The 24,243-nt window shown below is 66.5% G+C and carries 23 protein-coding genes and 1 pseudogene; 8 read left to right on the top strand and 16 right to left on the bottom strand.

Annotated elements, in window-relative coordinates; translation table 11 throughout:
* Positions 1 to 11: 11 nt before the first annotated feature.
* On the bottom strand, positions 12 to 890 hold the full coding sequence (locus ACP3TD_RS06290) for a hypothetical protein (protein WP_426766182.1): 879 nt from the start codon (positions 888 to 890) through the stop codon (positions 12 to 14).
* A gap of 229 nt (positions 891 to 1,119) precedes the next feature.
* On the opposite strand from ACP3TD_RS06290, the gene ACP3TD_RS06285 reads away from it, so the two are divergent.
* Both ACP3TD_RS06285 and ACP3TD_RS06280 read left to right on the top strand, forming a co-directional pair.
* Positions 1,120 to 1,845, top strand: coding sequence for a hemerythrin domain-containing protein (locus ACP3TD_RS06285; protein WP_426766180.1), 726 nt, complete (start codon positions 1,120 to 1,122; stop codon positions 1,843 to 1,845).
* A gap of 92 nt (positions 1,846 to 1,937) precedes the next feature.
* On the top strand, positions 1,938 to 2,741 hold the full coding sequence (locus tag ACP3TD_RS06280; RefSeq protein ID WP_426766179.1) for an alpha/beta fold hydrolase: 804 nt from the start codon (positions 1,938 to 1,940) through the stop codon (positions 2,739 to 2,741).
* 111 nt (positions 2,742 to 2,852) lie between these two features.
* On the opposite strand, the gene ACP3TD_RS06275 is transcribed toward ACP3TD_RS06280, so the two are convergent.
* The 10 genes from ACP3TD_RS06275 to ACP3TD_RS06230 form a co-directional block, all read right to left on the bottom strand.
* A complete protein-coding gene (locus ACP3TD_RS06275; RefSeq protein WP_426766178.1) occupies positions 2,853 to 3,695 on the bottom strand; it encodes an esterase/lipase family protein in 843 nt (280 codons plus the stop codon).
* A 308-nt stretch (positions 3,696 to 4,003) separates the two neighbouring features.
* Positions 4,004 to 4,684: an SDR family NAD(P)-dependent oxidoreductase gene (locus tag ACP3TD_RS06270; RefSeq protein WP_426766176.1), complete on the bottom strand. Its 681-nt coding sequence runs from the start codon at positions 4,682 to 4,684 to the stop codon at positions 4,004 to 4,006.
* Entirely contained in the window at positions 4,681 to 5,925 is a 1,245-nt protein-coding gene (locus ACP3TD_RS06265; RefSeq protein ID WP_426766175.1) for a sialidase family protein, read from the bottom strand. The genes ACP3TD_RS06270 and ACP3TD_RS06265 overlap by 4 nt, the downstream gene beginning before the upstream one ends.
* Positions 5,926 to 5,929: 4 nt before the next feature.
* Complete coding sequence (locus ACP3TD_RS06260) at positions 5,930 to 6,706, bottom strand: HpcH/HpaI aldolase family protein (protein ID WP_426766173.1); 777 nt, start codon at positions 6,704 to 6,706, stop codon at positions 5,930 to 5,932.
* Between the two features lie 53 nt (positions 6,707 to 6,759).
* A complete protein-coding gene (locus ACP3TD_RS06255) occupies positions 6,760 to 7,749 on the bottom strand; it encodes an aldo/keto reductase (RefSeq protein ID WP_426766171.1) in 990 nt (329 codons plus the stop codon).
* A gap of 44 nt (positions 7,750 to 7,793) precedes the next feature.
* Complete coding sequence (locus ACP3TD_RS06250) at positions 7,794 to 8,621, bottom strand: ATP-binding cassette domain-containing protein (RefSeq protein ID WP_426766169.1); 828 nt, start codon at positions 8,619 to 8,621, stop codon at positions 7,794 to 7,796.
* A complete protein-coding gene (locus ACP3TD_RS06245; protein WP_426766167.1) occupies positions 8,614 to 9,555 on the bottom strand; it encodes an ABC transporter ATP-binding protein in 942 nt (313 codons plus the stop codon). The genes ACP3TD_RS06250 and ACP3TD_RS06245 overlap by 8 nt, the downstream gene beginning before the upstream one ends.
* Position 9,556: 1 nt before the next feature.
* The gene (locus ACP3TD_RS06240; RefSeq protein ID WP_426766165.1) at positions 9,557 to 10,507 is read right to left on the bottom strand and encodes an ABC transporter permease; all 951 of its coding nucleotides are present in this window, start codon (positions 10,505 to 10,507) and stop codon (positions 9,557 to 9,559) included.
* On the bottom strand, positions 10,504 to 11,439 hold the full coding sequence (locus tag ACP3TD_RS06235; protein WP_426766163.1) for an ABC transporter permease: 936 nt from the start codon (positions 11,437 to 11,439) through the stop codon (positions 10,504 to 10,506). Before ACP3TD_RS06235 ends, ACP3TD_RS06240 begins: the two co-directional genes overlap by 4 nt.
* A 3-nt stretch (positions 11,440 to 11,442) precedes the next feature.
* Entirely contained in the window at positions 11,443 to 13,017 is a 1,575-nt protein-coding gene (locus ACP3TD_RS06230) for an ABC transporter substrate-binding protein (RefSeq protein WP_426766162.1), read from the bottom strand.
* Positions 13,018 to 13,208: 191 nt separating this feature from the next.
* Here ACP3TD_RS06230 and pdxA point away from each other — a divergent pair, with 191 nt between their 5' ends.
* The 4 genes and pseudogenes from pdxA to ACP3TD_RS06210 all read left to right on the top strand — a co-directional run bounded on the left by pdxA (position 13,209) and on the right by ACP3TD_RS06210 (position 17,378).
* On the top strand, positions 13,209 to 15,578 hold the full coding sequence (gene pdxA / locus ACP3TD_RS06225; protein WP_426766161.1) for a 4-hydroxythreonine-4-phosphate dehydrogenase PdxA: 2,370 nt from the start codon (positions 13,209 to 13,211) through the stop codon (positions 15,576 to 15,578).
* A 76-nt stretch (positions 15,579 to 15,654) separates the two neighbouring features.
* The gene (locus ACP3TD_RS06220; RefSeq protein ID WP_426766160.1) at positions 15,655 to 16,428 is read left to right on the top strand and encodes a DeoR/GlpR family DNA-binding transcription regulator; all 774 of its coding nucleotides are present in this window, start codon (positions 15,655 to 15,657) and stop codon (positions 16,426 to 16,428) included.
* Between the two features lie 45 nt (positions 16,429 to 16,473).
* Positions 16,474 to 16,650 (top strand): annotated as a pseudogene (locus ACP3TD_RS06215) (YciI-like protein); the annotation flags it as partial.
* Positions 16,651 to 17,003: 353 nt separating this feature from the next.
* Positions 17,004 to 17,378, top strand: coding sequence for a hypothetical protein (locus ACP3TD_RS06210; protein WP_426766159.1), 375 nt, complete (start codon positions 17,004 to 17,006; stop codon positions 17,376 to 17,378).
* 87 nt (positions 17,379 to 17,465) lie between these two features.
* On the opposite strand, the gene ACP3TD_RS06205 is transcribed toward ACP3TD_RS06210, so the two are convergent.
* The 4 genes from ACP3TD_RS06205 to ACP3TD_RS06190 form a co-directional block, all read right to left on the bottom strand.
* Positions 17,466 to 17,945: a nucleoside deaminase gene (locus ACP3TD_RS06205; protein WP_426766158.1), complete on the bottom strand. Its 480-nt coding sequence runs from the start codon at positions 17,943 to 17,945 to the stop codon at positions 17,466 to 17,468.
* Positions 17,946 to 18,028: 83 nt separating this feature from the next.
* Entirely contained in the window at positions 18,029 to 18,529 is a 501-nt protein-coding gene (locus ACP3TD_RS06200; RefSeq protein WP_426766156.1) for an SRPBCC family protein, read from the bottom strand.
* 20 nt (positions 18,530 to 18,549) lie between these two features.
* On the bottom strand, positions 18,550 to 19,287 hold the full coding sequence (locus ACP3TD_RS06195) for a hypothetical protein (protein WP_426766154.1): 738 nt from the start codon (positions 19,285 to 19,287) through the stop codon (positions 18,550 to 18,552).
* A gap of 184 nt (positions 19,288 to 19,471) precedes the next feature.
* Positions 19,472 to 20,311, bottom strand: coding sequence for a class I SAM-dependent methyltransferase (locus ACP3TD_RS06190; protein ID WP_426766152.1), 840 nt, complete (start codon positions 20,309 to 20,311; stop codon positions 19,472 to 19,474).
* Between the two features lie 333 nt (positions 20,312 to 20,644).
* Between ACP3TD_RS06190 and ACP3TD_RS06185 the strand changes: the two genes are divergently transcribed.
* Together ACP3TD_RS06185 and ACP3TD_RS06180 are read left to right on the top strand one after the other, a co-directional pair.
* Positions 20,645 to 21,232, top strand: a complete 588-nt coding sequence (locus ACP3TD_RS06185; RefSeq protein ID WP_426767322.1) for a GntR family transcriptional regulator — start codon at positions 20,645 to 20,647, stop codon at positions 21,230 to 21,232.
* Between the two features lie 667 nt (positions 21,233 to 21,899).
* A complete protein-coding gene (locus tag ACP3TD_RS06180; RefSeq protein ID WP_426766150.1) occupies positions 21,900 to 23,153 on the top strand; it encodes an AAA family ATPase in 1,254 nt (417 codons plus the stop codon).
* A 75-nt stretch (positions 23,154 to 23,228) separates the two neighbouring features.
* Here ACP3TD_RS06180 and ACP3TD_RS06175 read toward each other — a convergent pair whose 3' ends face one another.
* On the bottom strand, positions 23,229 to 24,224 hold the full coding sequence (locus tag ACP3TD_RS06175) for a nucleoside hydrolase (RefSeq protein WP_426766149.1): 996 nt from the start codon (positions 24,222 to 24,224) through the stop codon (positions 23,229 to 23,231).
* Between the last annotated feature and the right edge of the window lie 19 nt (positions 24,225 to 24,243).

The following is a 24,243-nucleotide window of genomic DNA, read 5'->3' as shown; positions in this document are numbered from 1 at the left end:
GCGGGGTGCGCCTACCTGCAGGAGTAGTCGTAGTCGAGGCCGCCCGACACGTATTGGGTCACGGTGACGGAACTTCCTGAGGTCAGGCCGGGCAGCGAGCAGTTCGATTTCGCTCCCCGCAGGGTCTTTGCACCTGCCAGCCAGCTGGGCAGTCCGGCCAGGGGGCTGGCGGCCGGCACCGTTCCGGCGATGGTTCCCCACTGGCTGCCGGTGGAGTAGATCCCCACTCCGGCGGCCTTGCCTGCGGAATCCGTTCTGCCGGCGGTGATGCCTTTAAAGTAGGTGGCCATCCCTTCAAGGGTGGCGCGGTTCAGGGCCGTGGCGTTTGAGGTGCCGGTTTGCCAGCTGTTGCCGGTCTCCACGTCCAGCCACCAGAAGTAGTTGCCCGGGTTCGTGATGCCCCGGATCGTGGCGTCGTCATAGGCCTTGGCGTAGCCGTACATATAGGAGCAGGGCAGGTCCACCGGACCTTCTGCCTGGTCCTTGGCATCGCACGTTCCGTAGGGGTTGCTGACACTGATGTTTGCGTAAGTATTGGAAGCTGGCCACCAGGAGCCCTCGTGCCCCGGGTTGGCGGTGTTGACGTACAAAGCGACCTTGGGCTGGGGAGTTCCCCCGGTTGCTTTGCCCGCCCAGTCGAGTTGGTCAGCGAGGCAAGGATTGATGTTGTTGGCCAGCCCTCCGGTCACGCCCACGATCGCGAAGGCCGGGGCAGCCGGAAGGGTTTTGCCGCATTGCGGCCAGGACACATCATTGCCCACCGGGTCAGTACTTCCTGCTGGCGGAGGTGCCGCCACCGCCGCCGTTCCCGTGGCAAACAGCCCCAATAGGGCCAGGAAGACGCCTGTCACCTTCATCCCGTAACGAGCCATGCTGAACGCCTCCGTCATGTCGGTTTCTCTTTAGGGGCTATCTTGCGCCCGCGCAGGCGGGCTGGGTAGGGGAAGCAGCCCCTCACTTAGGCAACGCGTACGACGGCGGCGCCTCCCGCCGTCGTACGCGTCGCCTTGGTGCCGCCCCGGACGGCCGGCGGCAGCGGGAGCATTGTGCGGAGTGTGGTGCGGGGATACGATGCTCGCGGGGAGAGGCCTGGTCTCGCGACGAGTAAGGGGCCATCCCGTGACCGACTTCTTCACCATGCAGCCCGGGGAGACCGCCGCTCCCCTGCCGCCCGGGCCCGTCCTGTGTACCGGGACCGCTGCCATGCGGCGCATCCACCGATTCTTCCTCTGGGCATACGGCGAGGCGCCCGGCCTGGTCCGCTCCGTGACGGCGGGCGATACCGGGCGGGCCGCGTACGTCGGGGAGGTGCTGGGGAACTTCGACATGGTCCTCCACGTGCACCACGAGGGCGAGGACCTGCTGATGTACCCGCCGCTGGAGGAGCGCGCCCCCGGCTGTGTCCTGCATGTCGCGCAGATGCTGGAGCACCACCGGCAGGTGACGCAGCGGCTGGAACGGATTGGGCCGGTGCGGCTGCGCTGGATGGGGACGGCGGACGTTTCAGACGCGTCAGAACTCGCCGCGCTGTACGAGGACCTGAAGGCCGTGCTGGATGTGCACCTGCGCCGCGAAGTCACGGAGGTCATGCCGGTGGTGGACCGGGTGATGAGCCAGAAGGAAGCCGCGGCGGTGGGGCAGCACGGGATCGACAGGTTCGATAAGAAATTCATGGTCTCCTACCTCGGCATGGTGCTGGCCACGAACCCTCCGGCGGACCGGGTTGAGCTGTTCAAGGAGATCCCGGCGCCGGTCCGGCTGGCGTACAAGCTGGTGGGCCGCCGGATGTACCGGAAGCAGTACGCCACGCTGTTCCCGGGGCGGCCCGTTCCGGAGACACTGTAGGCGCCCAGATGGACCGGCGCGGGGCCGCAGGGGTTGACGTTCCGGCTGGATAGCCCCATTGCGCGGGTCCGGTGCGGGCGTACAGTTCTTGCATGGAACCGATTCGGGTCATCCTGTTGCCCGGCGCAGTGCTCCCCGCGGGCCTGGCCTATGCCCGCCTGATCGAAGCGCTGGGGCCGGACGTGAGTGCCGTCGCCAAGGAACTTGAGCTGTACCGGGAAAATCAGCCACCGGCCGGATGGACCTTGGACACGGAGGTGGACGGTGTCCTGCGTGAGGCGGATGCCCGGGGCTGGCAGGCGTTCCACCTGGTGGGCTATTCGGGTGGCGGTGCGGTGGCCCTGGCGTTCGCCGCTCAGCATCCGGAGCGGCTGCAGAGCCTTGCCGTGCTGGAGCCCGCGTGGGCGGGAAGCTGGGACTGGAGCCACGCCTACACGGAACACCGCCGCCGGTACGACGAACTCGAGGCGCTTCCGCAGGACGCGTTCATGGCCGGATTCATGCGGCTCGAGGTGAGGGACGACGTCGTCCTGCCGCCTAAGGAGGCCGGTCCCCCGCCGCCGTGGATGGCCAAGCGGCCCGCCGGGATCCGTGCTTTCCTGCGCACCTTCAGGGACTATGACCTGGACCGCTCCCGGCTCGCCGCGTTCAGCAAACCCGTGTACTACGCCGTGGGCGGCCTGAGCCATCCCGATGACCAGGGCGATGTTGCTGCCCGGCTGGCCAGGGTCTTCTTCCCCGACTTCCACTTGGAGGTGTTTCCCCGGCGCCATCACTTCGACCCGCCGCACCGGATCGAGCCGGAGCGGCTGGCGGAGTCCCTGCACCGGCACTGGGCCTTGGCGGAGGGGCGTCCTGCGGGGCATCACGAGGCCGTGCCGTCCCGGGCTTCCTGAGAACCGCAGCCACCGCACTGTCCGCCTCCCTAAATGGTGCGGGAGAACGACGGCGGGTGTCCGGCACACAGCCGGCCACCCGCCGTCGTCCGTTCCGGCCTGCGGCTCCTGCTAGAGGCAGACCGGCTGGAAGGCGGGGTCCGCGGGACCCGAGGCGCGGCCCAGGGCGTTGCCCACCCACTGATGCACCACGGGATCATTGGGCGTCTGGTCGTGCTCGAAGACGTCGGCCGGGCACTTGTCCTGGATGGTGAGGTTGGTGACCTGGCCGGGGCTGCCGTTCAGGTACTGGCTGTTGTAGGGGATGACCACCTCGTCGTACTTCGTGGAGATCACGGTGTAGGACGGTCCGGCCACGGTGTCGCCGATGGAGTTGAGCTGCTGCATGAACGCGGACCCGGTCTGCTGGTCCGCGCAGGCGGCACACCCGGCAAGGGTGTAGTCAGGCGTGGGCACCATGTCCGGCGGAGGGATGATCAGGCCCTTGGTGCCGTGGTTTGACGGGGCGATGCCCACCAGGTGGTGGACGTACTTGGCGCCGCCCAGGAAGCCAATGTAGTAGCGGGGCATCATGCCGCCCTGGCTGTGGCCCACCAGGTCCACCTTTTTGGCGCCGGTGGCGGCCCGGACGGAATCCACAAACGGGGCAAGCTGCTTGGCAGACTCTGCCACGGGGGCGGTGGCGTACACGCCATTGGTGGCGCCGTAGTTGAGGGCGAACACGCAGTACCCCTGGCTCTTGAGGTACGGCGACATGGTGGACCAGTTCTTCGCCATGCTTTCGAACGTTCCCGGCACCAGGATGACCGGGTAGGGGTGCTCCGCGGACGGTTTGCAGGACCAGTCATTGGCACCTGGCGGAGAAACATCGACGGCCTGGGCGGGGACCGTCATCAGGGACGTGGCAAGGAGGGCGGTGGCCGCAACGGACAGGGCCCGGGATAGGAAGGACATGGAAACCTCTTTGTTCGTCTGTCTTCGGGTAGCCCGGCGCCTGGTGTTGGGGGTCATCAGGCGCCGGGTCGGTTTCCATGCTGGCAGCGGCGCCGCCTCGTCGCACCGGAACTGCACGAACGTGCGGCCCGAACGGGATTCGGCCGCGGTCCGCCAGGATCGGCTGGTGGCGGACCACACAGGACGTTGTTACTGGTGAGTAGTTACTTTCCGTGCCACCGATGCGTGGACGCCCGCTCAAAGGCTCTGCACAAACGTGCAGCCACCCCACCCCCGGGGACCGGACGCTGCAGTCGAGTGAGCGGGCCTTAGAGGGAGGCGCCGCCGCAGATCACGTAGTTCTGGCCGGTGATGGACTTGCCGTGCGGGCCCAGGAGGAACGCGGCCAGGGCGGCGACGTCGTCCGGGTCCACCAGGGCGCCGAGCGCGGGCAGCTTCACCGGTGTGGCGGCGCGGCCGGGGTCGTTCAGCATCGGGGTGTCGGTGGGTCCCGGGGACAGCACGTTCACCGTGATGCCCCGCGGCGCCAGCTCCTGCGCCCACGTCCGGCCCAGCCCCATCAGGGCAGCTTTGGTGGCGGCGTAGTGGCTCTTGCCCGGCATCCCCGTTGAGGTGCGGCTGCCCAGCAGGACGATCCGGCCGCCGTCGGGCATGGACGGCACCAGCGCGTTGGCCAGCACCGACGCCGCCGCCACGTGGACGGTGAACATCCCCGCCAACGCTGCCGGGTCAAGGGAGCCCATGTGGGCGGTCCGCTGGAACCCTGCGGCGTGCACCAGGGCATCGGCCGGTTCCAGCGAAGAGACCAGCGCAGCCAGAGACTCCGGTTGCGCAAGGTCCGCCTGCAGCCATTCAAACTTCCCGTCCAGGGACGTCTCGGTGCGGCTCAGCCCGGTGACCTTCCACCCGTCTGCCAGCAGCCGCCTGGTGATGGCCTGCCCGATGCCCGAGCTGGTGCCGGTGACCACTGCATGCTTGGCGGCGGTCATTCGTCCCCGCCCGGCGTGGTGTTTCCTTCGTAGGCCCACTGCGGGTCAACCCGGACGAACTTGATGGCCTGCCGGAAATACGTGTACGCAATGTTCAGTGCGCCGTCCGGGCCCTGGTGGATGGACGGGTAGGAGTATTCGCGGTTGAGCCCGTCGCGGGAGTTGTTGGACAGGCAGTACCCGTCCCCCACGTCCAGGTTCCGGCGGATGGGCCAGGAGCGGCCGGAGTCCTCGGAGATGGCCAGGGTCATCGGCGAGCGCGGTGTGCCCCAGAAGGCGCGCTTCACGCCGTCGTCCTCGGAAAATGCGGAGGCGTCCGGCTCGGCCACCTGCCCCTGTTCCTCTGCCAGGCCGTCGTCGTCGATTTCGTCGTAGAGGGACAGGCGCCGCTCGGTGCCCTCCCCGGACCGTGCGTGGTTGTAGACTAGGGCCAGCCGGCCGTCCGTCAAAGCGACAAACTGGATGGACGAGTTGTTGTTGGGCAGCTCGGTGGGGACCGGTTCGCTCCATGTGGAGCCGTCGTCGGTGGAGCGGGATTCGTAGATCGAGTCGGCCCAGCGGCTGCGGAACAGGGCCAGCAGGGAGCCGTCGGCCACGGGCTGGATGTTCATGTGGACGCAGCCCAGGCTGCCGGGGAGGACGGTTTCGGTCCAGGTGGCGCCGGCGTCGTCGGAGATCATCACGGCGCTGTCGTCGCTGTTGCCCACCCACTTTTCGCCCGGCGTGGTGATGCAGCGGAAGATCGGGATGATCAGGCGGCCGGACGGGAGCACCACGGGCAGTTGGCGGACGAACACGCCGCCTGTTTCGTTAGCTGCAAACAACGTCTCCACGTGGCCCCAGGTGCGGCCGCTGTCCAGGGAAATACGGCGCCGGACCTCGGCGGTGTCCTGGTTGCCCGCCTTCTGCGCGGTGTACAGCAGCCAGAGGGCACCGTCGGTGTTGGTGAACAGGATGGGGTTCTGCTCCGAGCGCGCCGAATCGTCGGAGAGCTGCTCGGGCGTGGACCACTGGCTGCTGCCCGGTTCCAGGGCGGAGAACCAGATGGAAATGTCCGGGACGCCTTCCTGGGTGCCGCCGAACCAGACGCAGCCCAGCCGGCCGTCCGGGAGGGTGAGCAGGTTGGCCGCGTGGCTCTGCACGGTGGGAGCGGGCAGGTAGGCGAAGTCGGCGCCGTCGGCCGTTTTTACAACGCCGTCCGGGGTGATGGTGCTGTACCCGTCGGTAGTGGTGTTCGTCATGGGATCAGTCCTTCGAAAGAGCGGCGTCGAGGTGGGACTTGGCGATCTGTTCCAGGTGCGTCAGGTCCGAGGCGATGGTGGTGAAGGTGTAGCCCTGGGCCAGGCGCCGCGCAGCTACGGTGCCTGCGGGCGTGTGGATGCCGGCGGCGATGCCTGCGGAGGCGGCGGCCTCGGCGATGGTCTCCAGGGCGGCGTTGAATTCGGTCTCGACGGCGGGATCCCCGGGGAACGCCCCGCCCACGGCGATCGCCAGGTCGGAGGGGCCCACGTAGATGCCGTCCAAGCCTGGGGTGGCGCAGATTTCCTTGACGTTGGCCAGGCCCTCGGGGGTTTCGATCATGGCGAAGACCAGGGTGGTGGCGTTGGCCTCGGCCGGGACGGGGCCAACCCGCAGCGCTGAGCGCATGGGGCCGTAGGAGCGGCCCCCCATGGGCGGGTACTTCGCGGACGCCACGGCCGCGGCGGCGTCCCCGGCGTTGTTGATGAGCGGAACGATGACCCCTACGGCGCCGGCGTCCAGTGCCTTGCCGATGGCGGTGAAGTCGTTGGCCTCCACGCGGACCATCCCAGCGGCGGTATGCCCGGCGTCGATGGCCATCAGCCCGTTGAGTACGCCGGAGTAGCCCAGCAGGCCGTGCTGCGCGTCCAGGGCAACGTAGTCGTAGCCCAGGCGGCCGATGCGTTCAGTGGCCACGGGTGCGTCCAGCACCGCCCAGTAGCCCACCGCCTGCTCACGGGCACGGATCTTGCGGGCGAATTCGAGGGCCAGTTCGGAGGTCATCAGAGTCCTTCAGTCAGTTCGGTTCAGCAAAGGTTCGGTTCGGGAAGAAAGGATCAGCGGTTGTAGGCCGGCATCGGGCCGCGCAGCGAGGTTCCCACGGCGTCGCAGGCTTCCACCACGTCGGCCGGCAGCGGTCCGTTGCCCACGGCTGCGATGTTGGCGCGCAGCTGCTCCACCTTGGATCCGCCCAGCAGCAGGGACCCGACGCCGTCACGGTAGGCCAGCCAGCGCAGCGAGAGTTCCGCCAGGGTCACGTCAGCGTCGGCAGCGATGCGGGACAGCTCGCCGATCGCGTCGAACAGCTGCTTGTCCCAGTACCGCTGCGTGTACATGGCGGCGAGCTTGGAATCGCCGTAGCGGCCTTCGGTGGGCTTGGCCTCGAAGCTGTGTTTGCCGGTGAGCAGGCCGCCGCCCAGCGGGTTGTAGACCATGGTGTGCACGTTGTGGGTGGACGCGAACTCGAGGTATTCCTCCTCCAGCCGGCGGGCCACAAGGTTGTAGAGCTGCTGCGCGACGACGGGCTGCGGTGCCCCTGCTTCACGCGCCGTGTGGATTACGTCGGCGATCTGCCAGGCGGCGAAGTTGGACACACCCAGCGCGCCGATCTTTCCCTCGGACACCAGCTCGGCAACGGTCGAAAGCGTCGAGGCCAGCGGCGTGGCCCGGTCCGGCTGGTGCAGGTAGAACAGGTCGATGCTGTCCACGTTCAGGCGGCGCAGGCTGCCTTCCACGCTGGCGCGGAGCCCTTCCGGTGAAAGCGGCGAATGGGAGCCGTGGTCCGCGTGCGGCATGCCCGCCTTGGAAGCCAGGATGACGCCGTCGCGCTTTCCCTTCAGGAGGCGCGCGAGCATCTCCTCGGTGACTCCGCCGACGTAGGCGTTGGCGGTGTCGATGGTGGTGATGCCGGCGTCGAGCGCCTCGGACACCATGCGGCCGGCGGTGGCTTCGTCAACGGTGTCGCCGAACGTCATGGTTCCCAGGACCAGCCGGGAGATGGGTAGTTTCAGGCCGTCCACCTGGGCGCCTTCGGGCTGCGTGCTCATGCGTTGATTCCTCGTGGTTGCGGATGCGGGAAGAGTTAGGAGAGTTACTGGTTGGACAGGGCCAGGGAGCGGACAATGTGCCTGGGCTTCAGGCCCGTCATGGTGGAGGGGTCCAGGGCCGCGCGGCGGAGCTTGCGGGTGTAGTCCTCCTTGGGGGCGGTCAGGACGGACGCGGTGCTGCCGTGTTCCACGAGCTTGCCGCGCTGCATGACCATGACGCTATCGCTGATCTCCTGCACCACGCCAAGGTTGTGCGAGATGAACACGTAGGTGATGCCGGTTTCGTCCTGGATGGATTTGAGCAGCCGCAGCACCTGCGCCTGCACGGAGACGTCCAGGGCGCTGGTGGCTTCGTCGCACACCAGCAGTTCGGGCTTGGACGCGAGCGCCCGGGCGATGCCGATGCGCTGGCGCTGGCCGCCGGAGAACTCGCCGGGGTGTTTGTCCAGGGACCGGACGGGCAGGCCCACCTGGTCGATCAGCTTGGCGGCGGCCTTGTGCCGTTCGGCCTTGGAGCGGATGCCCTGCAGCTTCAGCGGCTCGGCCACGATTTCCTGGGCGGTCATGTGCGGGTCCAGCGAGCCGTACGGGTCCTGGAACACCATCTGGAACTTGGAGCGCATGGGCCGCAGCTTCGCTTCGCTCATGGCTGCGATGTCCGTGCCGTCCAGGTTGATGCTGCCGCTGGTGGGGGTCACCAGCCGCATGAGTGCCTTGGCGATGGTGGACTTGCCGCAGCCGGATTCACCCACTACGGCGATCGTCTTGCCTTTGTCCACGGAGAACGAGACGTTGTCCACGGCCCGGAACGTGCCGCCGGGGACGTGGTAGTCCACCACCAGGTTGTCGACGGCGAGGAACGGCTTAGTCATTGCGTGCTCCGGTCTGGGTGAGGGCGGGGTCGTTGGTGGCGGCACGGCGGCCGGTGGCGGCGGGCGTTTCGTCCCACTCCCCCAGCACGGGAACGGCGGCCAGCAGGGTCTGCGTGTATTCGGTGGCGGGGTGGTCCACGATCTGCTGGACCTCGCCGGATTCGACGAACGAGCCGTCCTTCATCACGTGGATGCGGTCCGAGATCAGCCGGGCCACGCCGAGGTCGTGCGTGATCATCAGGATGCCGATGCCGCGCTGTTCCTGCAGTTCCAGCAGCAGGTCCAGGATGCCGGCCTGCACGGTGACGTCCAGGGCCGAGGTGGGCTCGTCCGCCACCAGCAGCTGCGGCTCGGAGGCCAGCGCGATGGCGATGAGCACGCGCTGCAGCATGCCGCCGGAGAGCTGGTGCGGGTACTTCTTGAGCTGCTTTTCCGGGGTGGGGATGTGCACCTGTTCCAGCAGCCGGACCGCGCGCGCCCGGAGGGCGGCCTTGTCCTTGGCGGACGCGGCGCCGGCGATGCTGATGGCTTCGAACAGCTGGCTGCCGATCGAGTGGACCGGGCTGAGCGCCGTCATGGGGTCCTGCGGGATGAGCGCCAGGGTCTTGCCGCGCACCTTGTTGATGGCCTTGGGGTCTGCGGAGATGTCGACGCCGTCAATCAGCACGGTGCCGGACAGAACCGCCAGGTCCTCGGGCAGCAGGCGGAGGATGCCCATCGCCGTCGTGGACTTGCCGGAGCCGGACTCGCCGATGATGGTGACCGTTTCGCCGCGGTGGATGCTGAAGCTGACGGAGTCCACGGCGCGGATGATGGCGGTGTCCGTGATCAGTTCCACCTGGAAGTCGCGGACTTCAAGCAGGGGCTGTTCTGTGAACTCCGGCTGCTCGGCGGCCGGGGCCTTCACGGCCGGGGTCTCGGATGAGGCGGTCATGTCAGGCACCCTTCTTCTTGCGGCGGGGACGGTCGCGGAGGCCGTCACCCAGCAGGTTGACGCCCACCACCATGAGCACGATCACCAAGCCGGGCAGGGTGACCATCCACCAGGAGGTGGTGATGTAGTCCTGGCCGTCGGAAATGATGCGGCCCCAGGTGGCGAAGGGCCGCTGCGGGCCGGCGCCCAGGAAGGACAGCGCGGATTCGAGCAGCACGGCCTGGGCCAGCAGGAGCAGCACCACCAGGGTTGCCTGCTTGATGACGTTGGGGATGATGTGCTGGATGAGGATCTGGATGCGGTGCAGGCCCAGGATCCTTGCGGCGGAGACGTACGGCTTTTCGCGTTCCACCAGCACCATGGAGCGGGTGAGGCGGGCAACTTCGGGCCATTGGGCGATGGCGATCACGAACGTGATCACGGGGATGGACGGGCCGAAGAGGGCCACCACCAGGAGCAGCATCATGAGCAGCGGCAGGGACATCTGGGCTTCGAGGATGCGCGAAATGATGGTGTCCACCCAGCCGCCGAAGTAGCCGGCGGCGGAGCCGAGGATCACGCCGATGGCGCCGGAGACCAGAACCGCCAGCACGCCGATGGTCAGCGAGACCTGGCCGCCGTGCAGGACGCGGGAGAGCAGATCGCGGCCCAGCTGGTCGGTGCCGAACAGGTGCCCGTCCGTCAGCGGCGGCAGGCGCCGGGCGGCGAGGTCCTGGAAGTTGGCGTCCGGCAGCGGGAGCACGTTGGCCAGGATGATGGGGATGATCACCAGCAGGGTGCAGATGGTGCCCACCACCAGTTTCCACTGGGCGGATTTACGACGGCGGGTGGCGCCTGCCTTGGCGATGTCCGCCTTGGTGACGGCGCTGGGGCTGGGCTGCTTGGCTTGCGGCGAAGCGGAACCGGAGGGCTGCGACGAACCTCCGGCGGGAGTTGCCGTATCGATGCTCATGCTGTGGCCGCCTTTCCAAGACGAACGCGGGGATCAAGGAGCGGGTAGGCGAGGTCGATAAGCAGCTGGACGCCCACCGCCAGGAGCGCGGTGATGAGGACCGTGGCCTGGATGAGGGGGTAGTCGCGGGTTTCGAGGGCCCGGACAATCAGGGAGCCCACGCCGGGCCAGGCGAACACGACCTCGACGACCACCACGCCGTTGAGCATCGCGGCGAACCGGGTGCCCAGTGCGGTGAAGACGGGGATGGCGGAGTTGCCCATGGCGTAGCGCCAGGTGAGCAGGGAGCTGCGGACGCCGCGGGACCGGGCCACCGTGAGGTACGGGGCGGCGAAGTTGGCGGTCATCTCGCGGCGGACCATGCGGGAGATCAGCGCGATCTGCAGGATGGCGATGGTGACGGTGGGCAGCACCAGCCCGCCCCAGGTGGCGAAGCCGGAGGCCGGGAAGATGGGGACCAGCACGGCGAAGCCGGTGAGGAGCATGATGCCGGTCCAGAAGTCCGGCATGGACTGCCCGGCGATGGTGAGCACGTTGACGCCGAACTCGCGTCCGGTGTCCGGGCGGCGGGACATCCACACGCCCAGCGGGATGGCCACGACGGCGGTCAGCAGGATTGCCGCGGTGGCCAGGGTCAGGGTGTACGGCATGCGTTCGAAGACCACCTGCATGGCGGGCGCCTGGAACGAGTAGGACTGGCCCAGGTTGCCGGTGATGAGCTGCTGGATGAAGATCCAGTACTGCTCCAGCAGCGGCTTGTTCAAACCGAACTGTTCACGGACGGCGTCCAGCTGTTCGGTGGTGGCCAGCGGTCCGGCGTAGGAGACGGCGGGATCACCCGGGGCCATGCGGATCAGGATGAACACGGTGGACACCGTGAGGAACACGGTCAGCAGGCCCTGTCCCAGGCGTTTGAGGATGTAGTTCGTCATGGCTTAGGCCTCCAGCCGTGCGTCGACGAGCGGGTAGGAGTTGGTGGGTGCCAGGTTGATGCCGGACACCCGGTCCCGGTGGGCCAGGACGGACTTGGGCACGAACGCCCAGGCGCAGGGCCAGGTGTCCCAGATGGCCTGCTGCGCGTCGGCCAGCAGTTCCTGCCGGCGGGTGGCGTCCACCTCGGAGGAGGCTGCCTGGATCTTGGCCTGGACCTCGGGGATCACGTAACCCTGGTAGGTGTCGCGGGTCTTTTCCTTTTCGGGGGTGCCGGCGTACATGCCCTGCATCATGGTGATGGCCAGGCCGGTGGGGCTGGAGAAGCCGTTGCCCAGCAGGTCCCAGTCGCCCTGCTTGCCCTGGCGCCAGGCCAGGATGTTGCCGCCGGGTTCGAACTGCTGGAGTTCGGTCTTCACGCCGATGTTGCCGAACATTTCCACCAGGGCCTCCATCACGGAGGTGTCCGAGGCGAACTCGCCGGTTTCCCAGATGATCTTGAGGGTGAGGTCCTTGACGCCGAGCTCGGCGAGACGGGCCTTGGCCTTCTCCGGATCGTAGGTGTAGGTGCCGGTCTTGTGGTAGCCGGTGAGGCTGGCGGGGGTGACGCCCTCGGCGGCGCTGACGGAGTCCACCAGCACGTCCTTGACCAGGGATTCGCCGTCGATGGCCCAGCTGAGGGCTTCGCGGACGCGGACGTCGGCCAGGGGGTGGCCGGCGGGCTTGCGGAAGTTGTAGAAGATCTGGTTCAGGCGGAGGCTGGACGCTTCGGCGAGCTGCACGCCGGGGAGGCCGGCCAGTTGTTCGCGGGAGTCCGGGGTGATGGAATCGATGATGTCCACCTCACCGCTGCGCAGGGCGATGACGCGGCTGGATTCCTCGGGGAGGAACCGGACTTCCACGTTCTCGATCTCCGGCGCCGGGCCCCAGTAGTTTTCGTTGCGTTCCAGGCTGTAGGTACCGGCGCCGCGGTTGAACTTGGTGACCTTGTAAGGGCCGGTGCCCACGCCTTCCTGCAGTTCCTCCGGCTTGTTCTGCGCGGCCGGGGTAATCAGGATCATGCTCATGAGCGAGTCCAGGATGGGGACCGGGTTCTTGGACACCATCTTGAAGGTGCGGTCATCCACGGGGACCACTTCGGGGAATTCGGGGAAGAAGCCTGCCACGAAGGATCCCTGAACCTGCTTGTACATCTTCAGGGCGGTTGCCACGTCCTCGATCTGCACGGGGCTGCCGTCCGAGTAGCGGATGCCTTCGCGGAGGGTGACGGTCCATTCGGTGGGGCCAGTCATTTCGAAGCGTTCGGCCAGGACCAGCACGGGCTTGGTTTCGGGGCCGATGGCGGTGAGGCCTTGGCGGACCGAGCGCTGCACGGTGACGGCGGCATCGAACTGGTTGAGCTTGTTGTCCAGGCTGACCAGGGACCGGTTGAGGGCCAGGGTCAGGGTGCTGGGCCCCGGGAGGCCGGTGGGGCCTGCGCAGCCGGCCAGGCTGCCAGTACCCAGCAGAAACCCTGCGGCCGCGCCGAACTGCAGCAGGCGGCGGCGGGAAATCTCACTTCCTTGAGGAAGAACGGTCATCGTTGACCTCTCGGTAGGTTGGGGGCTCGGCGGGCACCGGGGTGGCGGCGCCGAATGTTGTGTCCATCACTTTGCCACTCCTGCGCGGTTTGCGCAACCCGTCTAGCGTGATTCGCGCAACCGTGTCATGATGAATGGAGCTTGCACCACTTGTCAGGGGTGCAGCCCACTACCGATTCGAGAGGAGCACCGTGGCTTCCGTATTTGTGCAGGCTGACGACTTCTCCGGAGCCGCCGAGGTTGGCTACTGCTTTGTGGAGCAAGGCCTGTCCGCGCAGGTTTCCCTGGGCACGGGCACCACTTCCGGAACACCCGACGGCGGCGCTTCCGCAGGTGCGCCGGTCACCGACGTTGTGGTCATCGACACGCACTCCCGCGCCATGTCCGCCACCGACGCGGCAGCACTGGTGAAGGACGCCTTCTCCGCACCCGCCGCATCCGGTGCGCAGGTGATGTTCAAGAAGATGGACTCCTTGTGGCGCGGCAACATCAGCGCCGAGACCGCCGCATTGGCAGGCCTCGGCTATCACGTTGTGGTTGCGGGGGCACTCCCCCAGCTGCAGCGCACAGTGCGCGCCGGCCGCCCCGTGGCTGCCGGTTCTCCCCTGGCGGAGACGGACCTGTGGCAGGCGGAGGTTTCGGCCCCGCCGGTGGACATTCCGTCGCTGCTCCGCCCGGAAGAACCGGCATCGGTGCAGTCCCTGGACCTTGAAGCGGTGCGGTCAAGCAGCGTGCCGTCCCGCCTGGCCGGGCTGCTGGACGGCCGGCCCGCGCTGGTGGTGGCTGACGGAGAGACCGTGCAGGACCTGGAGCATGTGGTGGATGCCCTGCTGGAGCTGGGCTTCCAGTCCGGCGGGCGCCGCATCGTGCTGGTGGGAACCGGCGGAGCAGCCGATGTCCTCGCACAACGGCTGGCCACCCAAACTGCGCGGAATGCGCAATGCGTGGAAGCGGCGGACGCAACCACCGCGATCCCGCAGGACGCTGACCGGCCGGTGCTCGCCGTCGTCGGCTCCGCCTCCAACACGGCGCAGGACCAGCTGGCCCAGCTCGAAGCCGAAGGCTTCCGGGTGGTCCGGCTGCACCCGCTGTATGCAGGTGCCAAAGACGCCTACGCTCCCCAACTGGCCCAGGTTTCAGCAGATTTGAGGGCAGGCCACCGCGTAGCCATCACACTGGCCGCCGCAAAAGTGGACCCGTCTGGCTCTGCCCGCATCGTGCAGGCCCTGTCCGCGTTCGCGGCCCAGGCGGCGAAGGCGACCCCGGCGGACCTGATCCTTACCGGCGGTGAGACGGCCCGGGAAGTCCTGGACGCCCTCGGCCGCTCCAGCCTGGTGCCGCTCGCGGCGGTGCAGCACGGGGCCGTGCTGAGCCGCGCCGATGACGGGACGCTGGTGGGCACCAAGCCCGGCAGCTTCGGCGATGACCTGGCCCTCCTGCAGCTGTATGACGAAATCCGGGAGCGCCGCGACCACAGCGCCGGGACTCCCGCCAATACCCTTCCCCGCAAGACTTCCGAAGAATCTGGAGCAACAATGACTGACTCAGCAACCAAGAACCAGCTTCCCTACGTGGCAGTGACCATGGGCGACGGCGCCGGCGTGGGCCCCGAGGTGGTGGTGGCCGCCGCACTGGATCCGCAGAGCAACGCCGAATGCCGTCCCGTCATCATTGGTGACGCGCTGCGGCTGCGCCAGGCCGCGGAGGTGCTGGGCATCGAGGCGGACATCCAGGTGATCACGGACGTGGAGGACGCCGTGTTCACGCCGGGCCGGGTGAACGTGATCGACCTGAACCTGCTGCCGGAGGATCTGGCCTGGGGCCAGCTCTCCCCCGTGGCCGGGCACGCCGCGTACGAGTACATCCGGGTGGCCAGCGAGCTGGCGATGGCCGGGAAGGTGCAGGCCATCTGCACCGCGCCGCTGAACAAGGAGGCGCTGCACGCCGCCGGGCACATCTTCCCCGGGCACACCGAGCTGCTGGCGCACCTAACGGGCACGGAGGAAGTGTCCATGATGCTCTCCACGCCCAAGATCCGGGTGATCCACGTGACCACGCACATCGGGCTGATGGATGCCGTCCGCAAGATCAACCCGGACCTGGTGGAGCGCACCATCCGCCGCGGCTATGAGGCGCTGGTGCGGGCGGGCATCCCCAACCCGAAGATCGGTGTGTGCGCCATCAACCCGCACGCAGGCGAGAACGGCCTGTTCGGCCAGGGTGAGGAAGCGGAGAAGATCGAGCCGGGCGTGAAGGCGGCGCAGGCAGCAGGCATCAACGCGGTGGGCCCGCTGCCGGCGGACACGCTGTTCTTCCTGGCCGGACGGGGCGATTACGACCTGGTGGTGGCCATGTACCACGACCAGGGGCACGGGCCGGTGAAGGTGCTGGGCATCGAGGCTGGCGTGAACATCACGGTGGGCCTGCCGGTGATCCGCACGTCCGTGGACCACGGCACCGCGTTCGACATTGCCGGCAAGGCGATTGCCGATTCCCGGTCCATGGTGGAGGCGCTGCACCAGGCGGCGGAGATGGCCACCCGGCCGTCCGTGGCCGTGTAGCTTCCCGGTTTGTTGGGGGGCCGGAACTAGCATGGGAAGCACTGCCACCGCCATGCCCACGGGAAGGAGACCGGGAATGCTCAGCGCAAACGCGCGGCGCGAGGAGATCTACCACCTTGCCGTGACCACCGGCCTGGCCTCCGTGGAGGAACTCTCCGCCCGGTTCGAGGTGACGGCGTCCACCATCCGCCGGGACCTGGCTTTGCTGAATTCGCAGGGGAAGCTTGCCCGCACCTACGGCGGGGCGATGGCGCTGGGCGCGCACCCGGAGGCGTCGCTGCGGCAGCGCACGGGCGAGGCGTTCGAGCAGAAGCACGCGATCGCACGGTGGGCGGCGGCCGTGATCCAACCAGGTGAGAACATCCTGCTCGACGCCGGGTCCACAGCGGGTGCCCTGGCGCACGAGCTGCGCGGGTTTGGTCCGTTGTCCGTGACCACGCCGGGCATCAACACGCTGCAGGAGCTGGCCGAATCCGAGGGCATCGCGGTGGACTGCCTGGGCGGCCGGCTCCGGGGAGTCTCGCAGAGTTTCGTGGGGCCGCTGGCCGAGGCCGCGCTGGAGCGGATGAGCTTTGACCGGGTGTTCCTCGGCGCGGACGCCGTCACCGCCGAGGACGGCATCTGCGAGGCCGACCATGCCCAGACCCGGCTCAAGGAGCTCATGGCCCGGCGGGGGCGCGCTGTTTATGTTTTGGCGGACTCGTCCAAGCTGGGGCTGCGGCCGTTTCACGCGTGGGCACGGCTGGCTTTGCCTTGGACTTTGGTGACGGACGACGGCGCCGACCCTGGGCAGGTGCAGAAGTTCCGGGACGCGGGGGTACAGGTTGAGGTGGCCGCGGTTTCCGGTTAGGTGCAGGTGGGTAGGCTGTTTCCACACGATCGAACCCCCTAGCGAATTGGACGCCTCCCATTCACCGGGCTGCTGATCTTCACGGGTGAGAACGCGCTGGAGGCCGCCAGAGCCTTTGCCACCGCAGATCCGTATGTTGCCGGCGGCGTGGTGACGTCCTGGACCGCCCGCCCGTGGACCACGGTGGTGGGACACGACGCGGCCACGCCCGTGCGGCCGTAGGCACCGCCAGAGATTTAGATCGCTCGACTTTCGGAGAGCGAACTACCATTCGGGATGTGTACCCGCGTAGCCCCCAATTTCTAAAGGTGCGTATCAATTACTCGTGAAGGCATCGAGAACACTTGCATAAACTCCAATTCCTGCAGTCAGGGACTTGTCCCGTTTTTGGGGAATTTATTCAAGAGCTACAACGGAGTACTTCAATGAAGAATTGGCTCACTCGCATCGCTATGCCCATCACGGTCGCGGCTACTTTCGCTGGCTTGGCCGCTCCCGCAGTGGCCGCACCAAATCCGCCCACGTCAGCGGATCAGACCCTTCAATTCGGGGCGGGTCAGCTATGCGCTTTCCCGGTGAGAATCGACATCACGGGCAAGACGAAGGTCATCGGCGACTTGCTCGCGGACCATATAACCACCTCACCCGGTTTCAAGGTGACAACCACAAACCTCGACTCTGGCAAGACGGTGAAGTACACGGCGACGGGCAGTTCGCGTTACACCGTCGCCACCGATGACAAGGGCATCAAGTACTTCGAGGTGGTATCCACCGGGCAGAACCTCCTCTTTTCCGAGAAACTTGGAGGCCTTTTCTTCGTCCGCGGCAACGTGAACTACGCCGTAACTCTCGCGGCGCCCGATAAACAGACCGAAGTCAGGCCCTTTGTGCCCTCCATAGACCGCCTCAATGACGTAAATGCTGTGAACATCTGCGATCCGCTGACCTGATTAGGGACTCTTGAGTAACGCCCCCGACGCAAAGCGAACACTTGCAGGGGGCGTTTCTCGTTTAATCGTGGTTACCGATGCTCCGGACTACTCGGCGATGTCCTCGGCCCACAGCTCAGGCTTGTCCGCCTGGAACGCGGCCATCATGTCCACGCAGCGCTGGTCATCCAGCACCACCAACTCAACTCCGCGTGACCGCAGGAGGTCCAGTTCGCCGTCGAACGTCCGGGCCTCCCCCACCACCACGCGGGGGATCTTGAACTGGATGATGGTCCCGGTACACATGGCACACGGCGCCAGGGTGGTAAACAGCGTGGTGTCCCGGTAGCTCTTCTGCCGGCCCGCGGCGCGGAGCGCGGACATCTCCCCGTGCGCGATCGGGTCCGAATTCTGAACCCGTTCGTTGTGTCCGCGGGCGAAGACCACTCCGTCGCGGGCGATCGAAGCCCCGATGGGGATACCGCCTTCGGCCAGGCTTTTTTGGGCAGCTTCTAATGCGGCTTCGAAGGCGGCAAGGTCGGCGCTGTCCAGTTCCGGCGCAAGGGAATGTGCCTGCTCGTGAGTCATGGCGTCATTCTTGCATGGACTGGGCCGCCTACTACGGGGATCCGCACCACCCGGGGAAGGACGGACGACGGCGGGTCCCCCGTTTAGGCGCGCACGTCCCCGTTCCAGTCTGCGGACTCGGCGATCCGCTTGATCGCTGCGAGCGTTTTCGGGATACCGTCGAGGGCCTGCTGGGTGCGTTCGGCGATCTGGGCGTCGGCCTCATCGCCGTATTTTTCCCCGAACATGGCGATACCCTCGGGCAGGAATTCCCAGGTCTCCGTCAGCGTCGTCGTCCCGCTGTCTACCGGCGTCAGGGTGAAGCCCCAGCGGACGTATTTGCCGCCCACCACCCAGGCGAACTCGCGGCCGCGCTCGGCAGCCACCACCTGCGACCGGGTCTCCCACGTCCGCCCCGGGATCTCGTTGCGGCCGGTGAACCAGGCGCCGGCCTGACCCGCGCTGGCCTCGTCGTCCCACCAGCACGACGTACAGACCGGGCTCCATTCGCCGGTGCGGGTGACGTCGGAGACCAGGTCGTAGAGCGTCTCGGCTGAGACCTGGACCGTGACGGATTCCTGGTGTTGGCGGGTGTTTGTCTTCATCGATCCATCCTCTATTGACGTCATTTCTTCTGCCGCCGGCTGCCGCCGTGCCAGTCTTCCTGCTGACCCACCGTATCGGCATCGACGCCGAAGGCAGCAAGCTGCGGCTGCTCGCGCAGGCTCCGCTTGAGTTCGGCAAAACCGGGGAAGCGTGCGAGACCCACCACGTGATCCCACAGCTCGGCGGCCGAGTCGTCGTCCGGCAGGCGGCTGATCACCGGACCGAAGAAGGCCACCCCGGCCGGTGGCTCGAAGTGGATAATGGGCGTGCCCACGTCCTTCCCCGTCAAGGCCAGCGCCTCATCCGTCTCCTGGCGGATCCCGCGGTCCCAGGACTCGTCGTCCAGAGCGTCCGCCAGGGCCAGGGGCAAGCCTGCCTCTGCGAGGATTGGCTCCACGAACTCACGTGTTCCGCGCCGCTCACGGATTTCGCCCTCGGTGCGCTGTTCGGCCGGGTCCGGGGCGGTGTCGAAGATGTGGGAGCCGAAGGCCTCATACAGCCGGGCCATCGACTCGCGGCCGTGCTCCGCACGGGCCCGGGCCGCCACCCGCAGAAGCCGGAGACCGGCCGTGTGCCCAGCCTCGTACTCCGGCGGGAATTGTGCGTCGTAGTCCACGTTCGAGTTGATCAGACGCAATGAGATGAACCGCCAGTCCACCGTGTAGTCGCGCTGCGCCTGCACCTGCCGCACCCATTTGCTCGTCATCCAGGCGAAGGGGCAGACGGGGTCAAAGTAGAAGTTGATGTCGGCATCCATCCGACAACCCTTGCACCCGGTCATGACGTACGTCTATTCGACGGGACGGCGGCAGGTGGCGCCCGCACCCCCGGCGAAGGATCAGCGCCCGGAGGAACGACGACGGCGTCACGACCTGCCGCCGTCGCCCTCCTTCAGTTTGAGGAACGCCAGGCGAGACGTCGCCCGTGCCTCGGCCGGACCGTTATTCCCCAGTCTTCGAGAGCGTGAAGATGCCGTAGCGCATGGCGTCGGTGCGGTAAGCCAGGATCAGGCGGGGAATGCTGAGAATGGCGCCGCGATTGCGTGTGCCAAGGGCAAGGCGCCGTGTCCCGGGATCAACGAGCAGGGCCTTCAGCAGCCGGCCAGCGCAGATCATCCACGTCCGGGCAACGCGCGTGCTGACATCCTCATAGCCGGTGACCGTGAAGCCGGCCGCCGTCGCCATCTCCTCGTACTCCTCGCGGGTACCCATGGAGGGCAGTCGGCCTTCGCGACAGATCGGTTCGAGCAGGTAGCGGACCTTCCAGCGGCTGGCATCGGTCTCGGCAAGCCACGCACAAATAACGAAGCCGCCGCCGGGCACCAGCACCCGGTGCGCTTCGGCGAAGAATTTGGGCTTGTCGACCATGTGTTCGCTCGACTCAATCGCCCACGCAGCCTCGGCCGAGGCACCTGGCAGGCCGTTGGTGAGCCAGTCGCGGACCTGGATGTCCACGTCCGGTAAGGAGTGCGCGGCGGCGTAGTGGGCCTGCTCGGCGGAAAGGGTGAAGCCCGTGACGCGGACCCCGCGTTTCACCGCGAGCCGCCGTGCGGTGGAGCCGTAGCCGCAGCCTATGTCCACGCACTCCTGGCCGGGCATGAGACCCAGCCGGTCGCCGACGGTGTCGACCAGCGCCTCGACCGCTTCGCTGGGAGTCTCCCGACCCGTGGTCCACAGCCCGTGGTGGACATGGTCTCCCCACACACTGCGATAGATGGGGTCGAGGTCGTCATAGTGGTCCGCCACCGCCACGGCGTCCTGCGAGATATCGGGCACGATCACGCCATGACACTACAACGGCGCTCCGGCGCGTTGGAAGGGTCGCGCCAGTCCCCACCACACTTGTCCGACAAACTGGTGCAACGTGTTGTTTTAAGCTGGAATCCCCGAACCAATCCACCAAAAGAGCGAGGCAAAACGTGCACCAGGACGCCGCCCGGTTGCTGTCCCAGCCGGTGGCCGCCCAGCCCGGCTCGCCGCTGCGCGTGGCCGTGTACTCGCGCATCGCCGAGGCCATCCGCAACGGCCTCCTCACGCCCGGCTCCATGGTCCACACCGAAACCGAACTCGGCGCCGACATGAAAGTCAGCCGCACCGTGGTCCGCGAAGCCCCTCATGCTCCTGGAGGAGGACGGGCTGATCAGGGCGCGGCGCGGCGTCGGACGCTTCGTCTCGGACACGCTCCCCCGCGTCGGCATGGAACGCATCCGCCCGTTCGAAGAGGTCCTCGCCGGCCCCGGCCAGACGCTCGAGGTGAAGCGAACCCAGGCGCTCCGCCAGGCCGCCTCGGAGTTCGTCGCCCCCGGCATCGGCGTCGACCCCGGAAGCGAATGCTGGCTCTGGGAATCCGTCCTCATCCGGGGCGGCGAGGCCATCGCCCACCTGCAGGAAAACGTCACCGCCCAGCCGGTCAGCTTCGGCAGGGGTGCCGCCGCGCCCCTGGAGATAAAGGACGACGGCGGCAGCACCTTGCTTGCCGTGCTCAACAACCAGCTGGGCCGGTTGGCCGGCCCGGGTGAGTGCCAGATCAGCCTCAGCCAGGTGGGCCCCAGCCGCGCGAAGCTGCTGTCCCTGCGTCCGACGGACCCGGTCCTCGTGCTCACCCAATACGTCCGGCACGGCAACCGGCCCTTCTACCTGGCCAAGTGCCTCATCGCCGCCCGTCTAGGCCACCTCTCGGTGATGCAGCAGTTCCAGTCCTGAGGATGTGGGGGCCGTCGCCGGAAAGACCGAGGGGGATTGCCCTGCTCCTCCTTGTTTCCTGGGCGCGGTTCGTCAGGTAGCGCGCCGCAAGAGGCCCGGTTCGCGTGTTAGTCTCCGCAGGTATTTGAGGGTAACCTCCCGGAGCGATCTCCAAGTGCACAAGGTGTGGCGCCACATTGACGAAGGTGAAGCCCTCGGCGGCCACCTGGCAGACATGCATAACTACTGGCATTACGGTCGGCTGCAATATGCCGGCACAATTGTGCCGCCTTTGGGTGGAAGCGCGTGCAGCATTGAACTCTCCGGTCACGCCCGGATCATTCGGGTATCGGTCGCCCACCGCTAGGCACCGATCGGACGGGCCCAAGCCCTGCTCAAGGAGCTCATGGCGTGGCACGGGCGGGGACTCCCCGGCCAGGCAGATTTATAAAAGCTCGGGCTGCGGCCGTTCGAAGCGTGCGGGCAGCTGGCACTTCCCAGGACCTTGGTAACGGATGACGGCGTGGATCCCCGGGAGGTGCAGGAGTTCCGGGATGCGGAAAGGCCGTGAGGTGGCTGTACTTTCGAGCAGTACGTTCACCTGGCAACTTGGTATAAATATTCGAGTAGACCCACCGTTGGCGCAGCAATTGGTCGTTCACATACCGCCAGATATAGAGTCTTGTTCATGACGGAACTTCGAGAGCCAGGTGACGTATTTACGCCCCGCACAATCGTCTCCAAAGAGATGTTCGAAGCGCGGGTAGAACTAGACCTGAGGGGCCTTCGTCCTGTTCAAAAACAGACCGAACTCGCCCTTAAGGAAAAAGGGTGCCAAGTTCTGATCTATGGCGACACCGGCGTTGGCAAAAGTTCTCTCCTTACTTATGCAGCCGAAAGCGTTGGCCGGCGTGTCGTGGTCGTAGAGTGTAACGACAGCATGGATTACGAGGCAATCTTGGACTATGCTCTCCGTAAAATTGTCAAAGTCCGAGAATTAAGCCGCACTTTTGAGGCTAAGGCTGAAGTGAACGGGGAAGTCGAAGCATCTGTACCGTATCTTACGAGCCTTAAGGGCGGCATCAAATTGGAGGGCGGGGGCGAACGCGAGTTCGAAGTCGTTCAGTTGCCCCCGTTAGAAGTCCTGCTGGAAGCTATGGAAGGGGCCGGTTACACAGTTCTGGTGTTGGACAACTTTCAAAACGTCCCTGAGGCAGCCCGCCCCAAGCTCGCTCAGGCGATGGAAGCGTTATCTGACAAGGCACGAGCAGCCAACTCAGGACAAGACATCAAAATTGTGGCAATCGGCATAGCTAAGGATGCCAAGACGCTCCTCGTTCCCTCGGTGTCGTTTGGCCGGCGGACAGCAGAGATTGGCGTACCGCGAATGCCTGATAATGAAATAAGAAAAATTTTGATAGGTGGTTTCCGGCTACTTGGTCTTCAAATCACTGAGGAATCCCTGGAAAACTTAGTTTTCTACAGCGATGGCTTCCCCTACTTTGCTCACATGCTTGGTTTGGAAATAGCGCAAGCTGCTCGGGAACAAGAAAATTTATTCATCGATGCCTCCATGGTCCAGCCTGCTTTGAAGTTATGCGCCAATTCTGTCAGCGCGTCATATACGTCCAGGATGAGCGACGCTTGTGAGGTCGGGGGCAAAGTTCAGCCTCGGCGGCGACTGCTGAACATATTGTCCCGCTCAAGTTCGCGCGAATGGCATTATCCGGACGTGGAGGCCCTATGGAAGAAAGAATACGGTGACAACGGTAAAGCCCACACCTTCTTGAATGTGGCACTGTCCAACTTAGTGAAGTCGGAGTACGGCGGAATTTTGGAGCGTACAGGGACGGCCAGGCGCTACGTCTACCGGTTTGCTGACCCGCATCTCCGCCCGTTCCTGCGTATTGCCTTTGACGCTGAAAGCGCTAAGGCAATTTAATAATTACCATAAGGCGCGCTAGAGCAACCGTAACAGCGGGTCTGCCTGACGGCTTCCCGCCGACAACCACCGGGCTCAGCGGACCCACGCTGGCTCGAACTCTGCAGGCTCAACCACTGGCGACAGCAGCGTCTCCATCAGATGCGGGGCGAAGTCGTCCTCGAGTGAGCGCACCACGCGGCACCGCGCGCCTCCCACCGGCGGGTAGCCCGCGTACAGCCCGCGCATGTCACACGCCGTCTGCCCGCGGCCGGGTCCGTCGGAGGTGTCGACGGCGGCACGCACCACGGGTGCCAGGGCAGTCTTCACTGCCCCTACGGCGAGCGCGGCGGCCAGCGGATCGTGCATCGTGGAGCAAGGCCGGCCATAGATGCCCTCGTAAAACCGGAAGTAGTAGCCCAGGGTCTCCCCCAGCGCCCGCGGCACCGGCGCAGACGAGGCCAACAATGACTGCCGGTGGGTTTCCTCCAGCACCGACGCCATGGTCACGTCCAGCGGCACCAGGGTCACGTCCCAGTCGGCGGCCAGCACCAGGGCGGCGGCCTCGGGATCGTGCCAGATGTTAGCCGCGGCCACGGGGGTGATGTTCCCCGGCGCCAGCGCGGCCCCGCCCATCACGGTCACGGACTCCACCAGCGACGGCAACAACGGCTCCAGCCGCAACGCCTGGGCCAGGTTGGTCAGCGGCCCGATCGCCGCCACCCGCAGCTCCCCCGGGTACAGACGCGCCAGCCGCACCAGCATCTCCGCCGCGGACTCGGCGGCCAGCGAAGCTCCGGAAGCAGGCAGCTCAACCTCGCCCACACCGTTGGACCCGTGCACCCAGGGCGCCCCGCCGTGAAACGACCCGGCAAGGGGATCGTGCGCGCCCAGCGCCACCGGAACATCGGCGGCGCCGGCAAGGTCCAGCAGGTCCAGGGTGTTGCGGGCACCGACGGCGGCACTGACGTTCCCGCTGACGGTCCCGATCCCGACCACGGAGGCAAGGGGCGAGGCGAGCAGGTAGGCCAGGGCGAGGGCGTCGTCGATCCCGGTGTCGCAGTCCAGGTAGATCGGGTGGCAGGTGGTCATGGTGTCTCCTTGCAGGGGA

Source organism: Pseudarthrobacter sp. 1G09, assembly GCF_050038305.1.
In the GTDB taxonomy this organism is placed as follows: domain Bacteria; phylum Actinomycetota; class Actinomycetes; order Actinomycetales; family Micrococcaceae; genus Arthrobacter; species Arthrobacter equi.
Note: the sequence above shows the minus strand (reverse complement) of the source record. Positions and strands in the feature narration are given on the sequence as shown.

Bases quoted from the DNA above. Each gene is read 5' to 3' on its own strand.
- ACP3TD_RS06185 (WP_426767322.1), top strand. From the start codon at position 20,645: ATGCTCCTGGAGGAGGACGGGCTGATCAGGGCGCGGCGCGGCGTCGGA.
- ACP3TD_RS06260 (WP_426766173.1), bottom strand. From the start codon at position 6,706: ATGACCTCCGAACTGGCCCTCGAATTCGCCCGCAAGATCCGTGCCCGT.
- ACP3TD_RS06230 (WP_426766162.1), bottom strand. From the start codon at position 13,017: ATGACCGTTCTTCCTCAAGGAAGTGAGATTTCCCGCCGCCGCCTGCTG.
- ACP3TD_RS06175 (WP_426766149.1), bottom strand. From the start codon at position 24,224: ATGACCACCTGCCACCCGATCTACCTGGACTGCGACACCGGGATCGAC.
- ACP3TD_RS06235 (WP_426766163.1), bottom strand. From the start codon at position 11,439: ATGACGAACTACATCCTCAAACGCCTGGGACAGGGCCTGCTGACCGTG.
- ACP3TD_RS06255 (WP_426766171.1), bottom strand. From the start codon at position 7,749: ATGAGCACGCAGCCCGAAGGCGCCCAGGTGGACGGCCTGAAACTACCC.
- ACP3TD_RS06290 (WP_426766182.1), bottom strand. From the start codon at position 890: ATGACGGAGGCGTTCAGCATGGCTCGTTACGGGATGAAGGTGACAGGC.
- ACP3TD_RS06280 (WP_426766179.1), top strand. From the start codon at position 1,938: ATGGAACCGATTCGGGTCATCCTGTTGCCCGGCGCAGTGCTCCCCGCG.
- ACP3TD_RS06205 (WP_426766158.1), bottom strand. From the start codon at position 17,945: ATGACTCACGAGCAGGCACATTCCCTTGCGCCGGAACTGGACAGCGCC.
- ACP3TD_RS06270 (WP_426766176.1), bottom strand. From the start codon at position 4,684: ATGACCGCCGCCAAGCATGCAGTGGTCACCGGCACCAGCTCGGGCATC.
- ACP3TD_RS06250 (WP_426766169.1), bottom strand. From the start codon at position 8,621: ATGACTAAGCCGTTCCTCGCCGTCGACAACCTGGTGGTGGACTACCAC.
- ACP3TD_RS06265 (WP_426766175.1), bottom strand. From the start codon at position 5,925: ATGACGAACACCACTACCGACGGGTACAGCACCATCACCCCGGACGGC.
- ACP3TD_RS06180 (WP_426766150.1), top strand. From the start codon at position 21,900: ATGACGGAACTTCGAGAGCCAGGTGACGTATTTACGCCCCGCACAATC.
- ACP3TD_RS06195 (WP_426766154.1), bottom strand. From the start codon at position 19,287: ATGGATGCCGACATCAACTTCTACTTTGACCCCGTCTGCCCCTTCGCC.
- ACP3TD_RS06245 (WP_426766167.1), bottom strand. From the start codon at position 9,555: ATGACCGCCTCATCCGAGACCCCGGCCGTGAAGGCCCCGGCCGCCGAG.
- ACP3TD_RS06200 (WP_426766156.1), bottom strand. From the start codon at position 18,529: ATGAAGACAAACACCCGCCAACACCAGGAATCCGTCACGGTCCAGGTC.
- ACP3TD_RS06220 (WP_426766160.1), top strand. From the start codon at position 15,655: ATGCTCAGCGCAAACGCGCGGCGCGAGGAGATCTACCACCTTGCCGTG.
- ACP3TD_RS06275 (WP_426766178.1), bottom strand. From the start codon at position 3,695: ATGTCCTTCCTATCCCGGGCCCTGTCCGTTGCGGCCACCGCCCTCCTT.
- ACP3TD_RS06240 (WP_426766165.1), bottom strand. From the start codon at position 10,507: ATGAGCATCGATACGGCAACTCCCGCCGGAGGTTCGTCGCAGCCCTCC.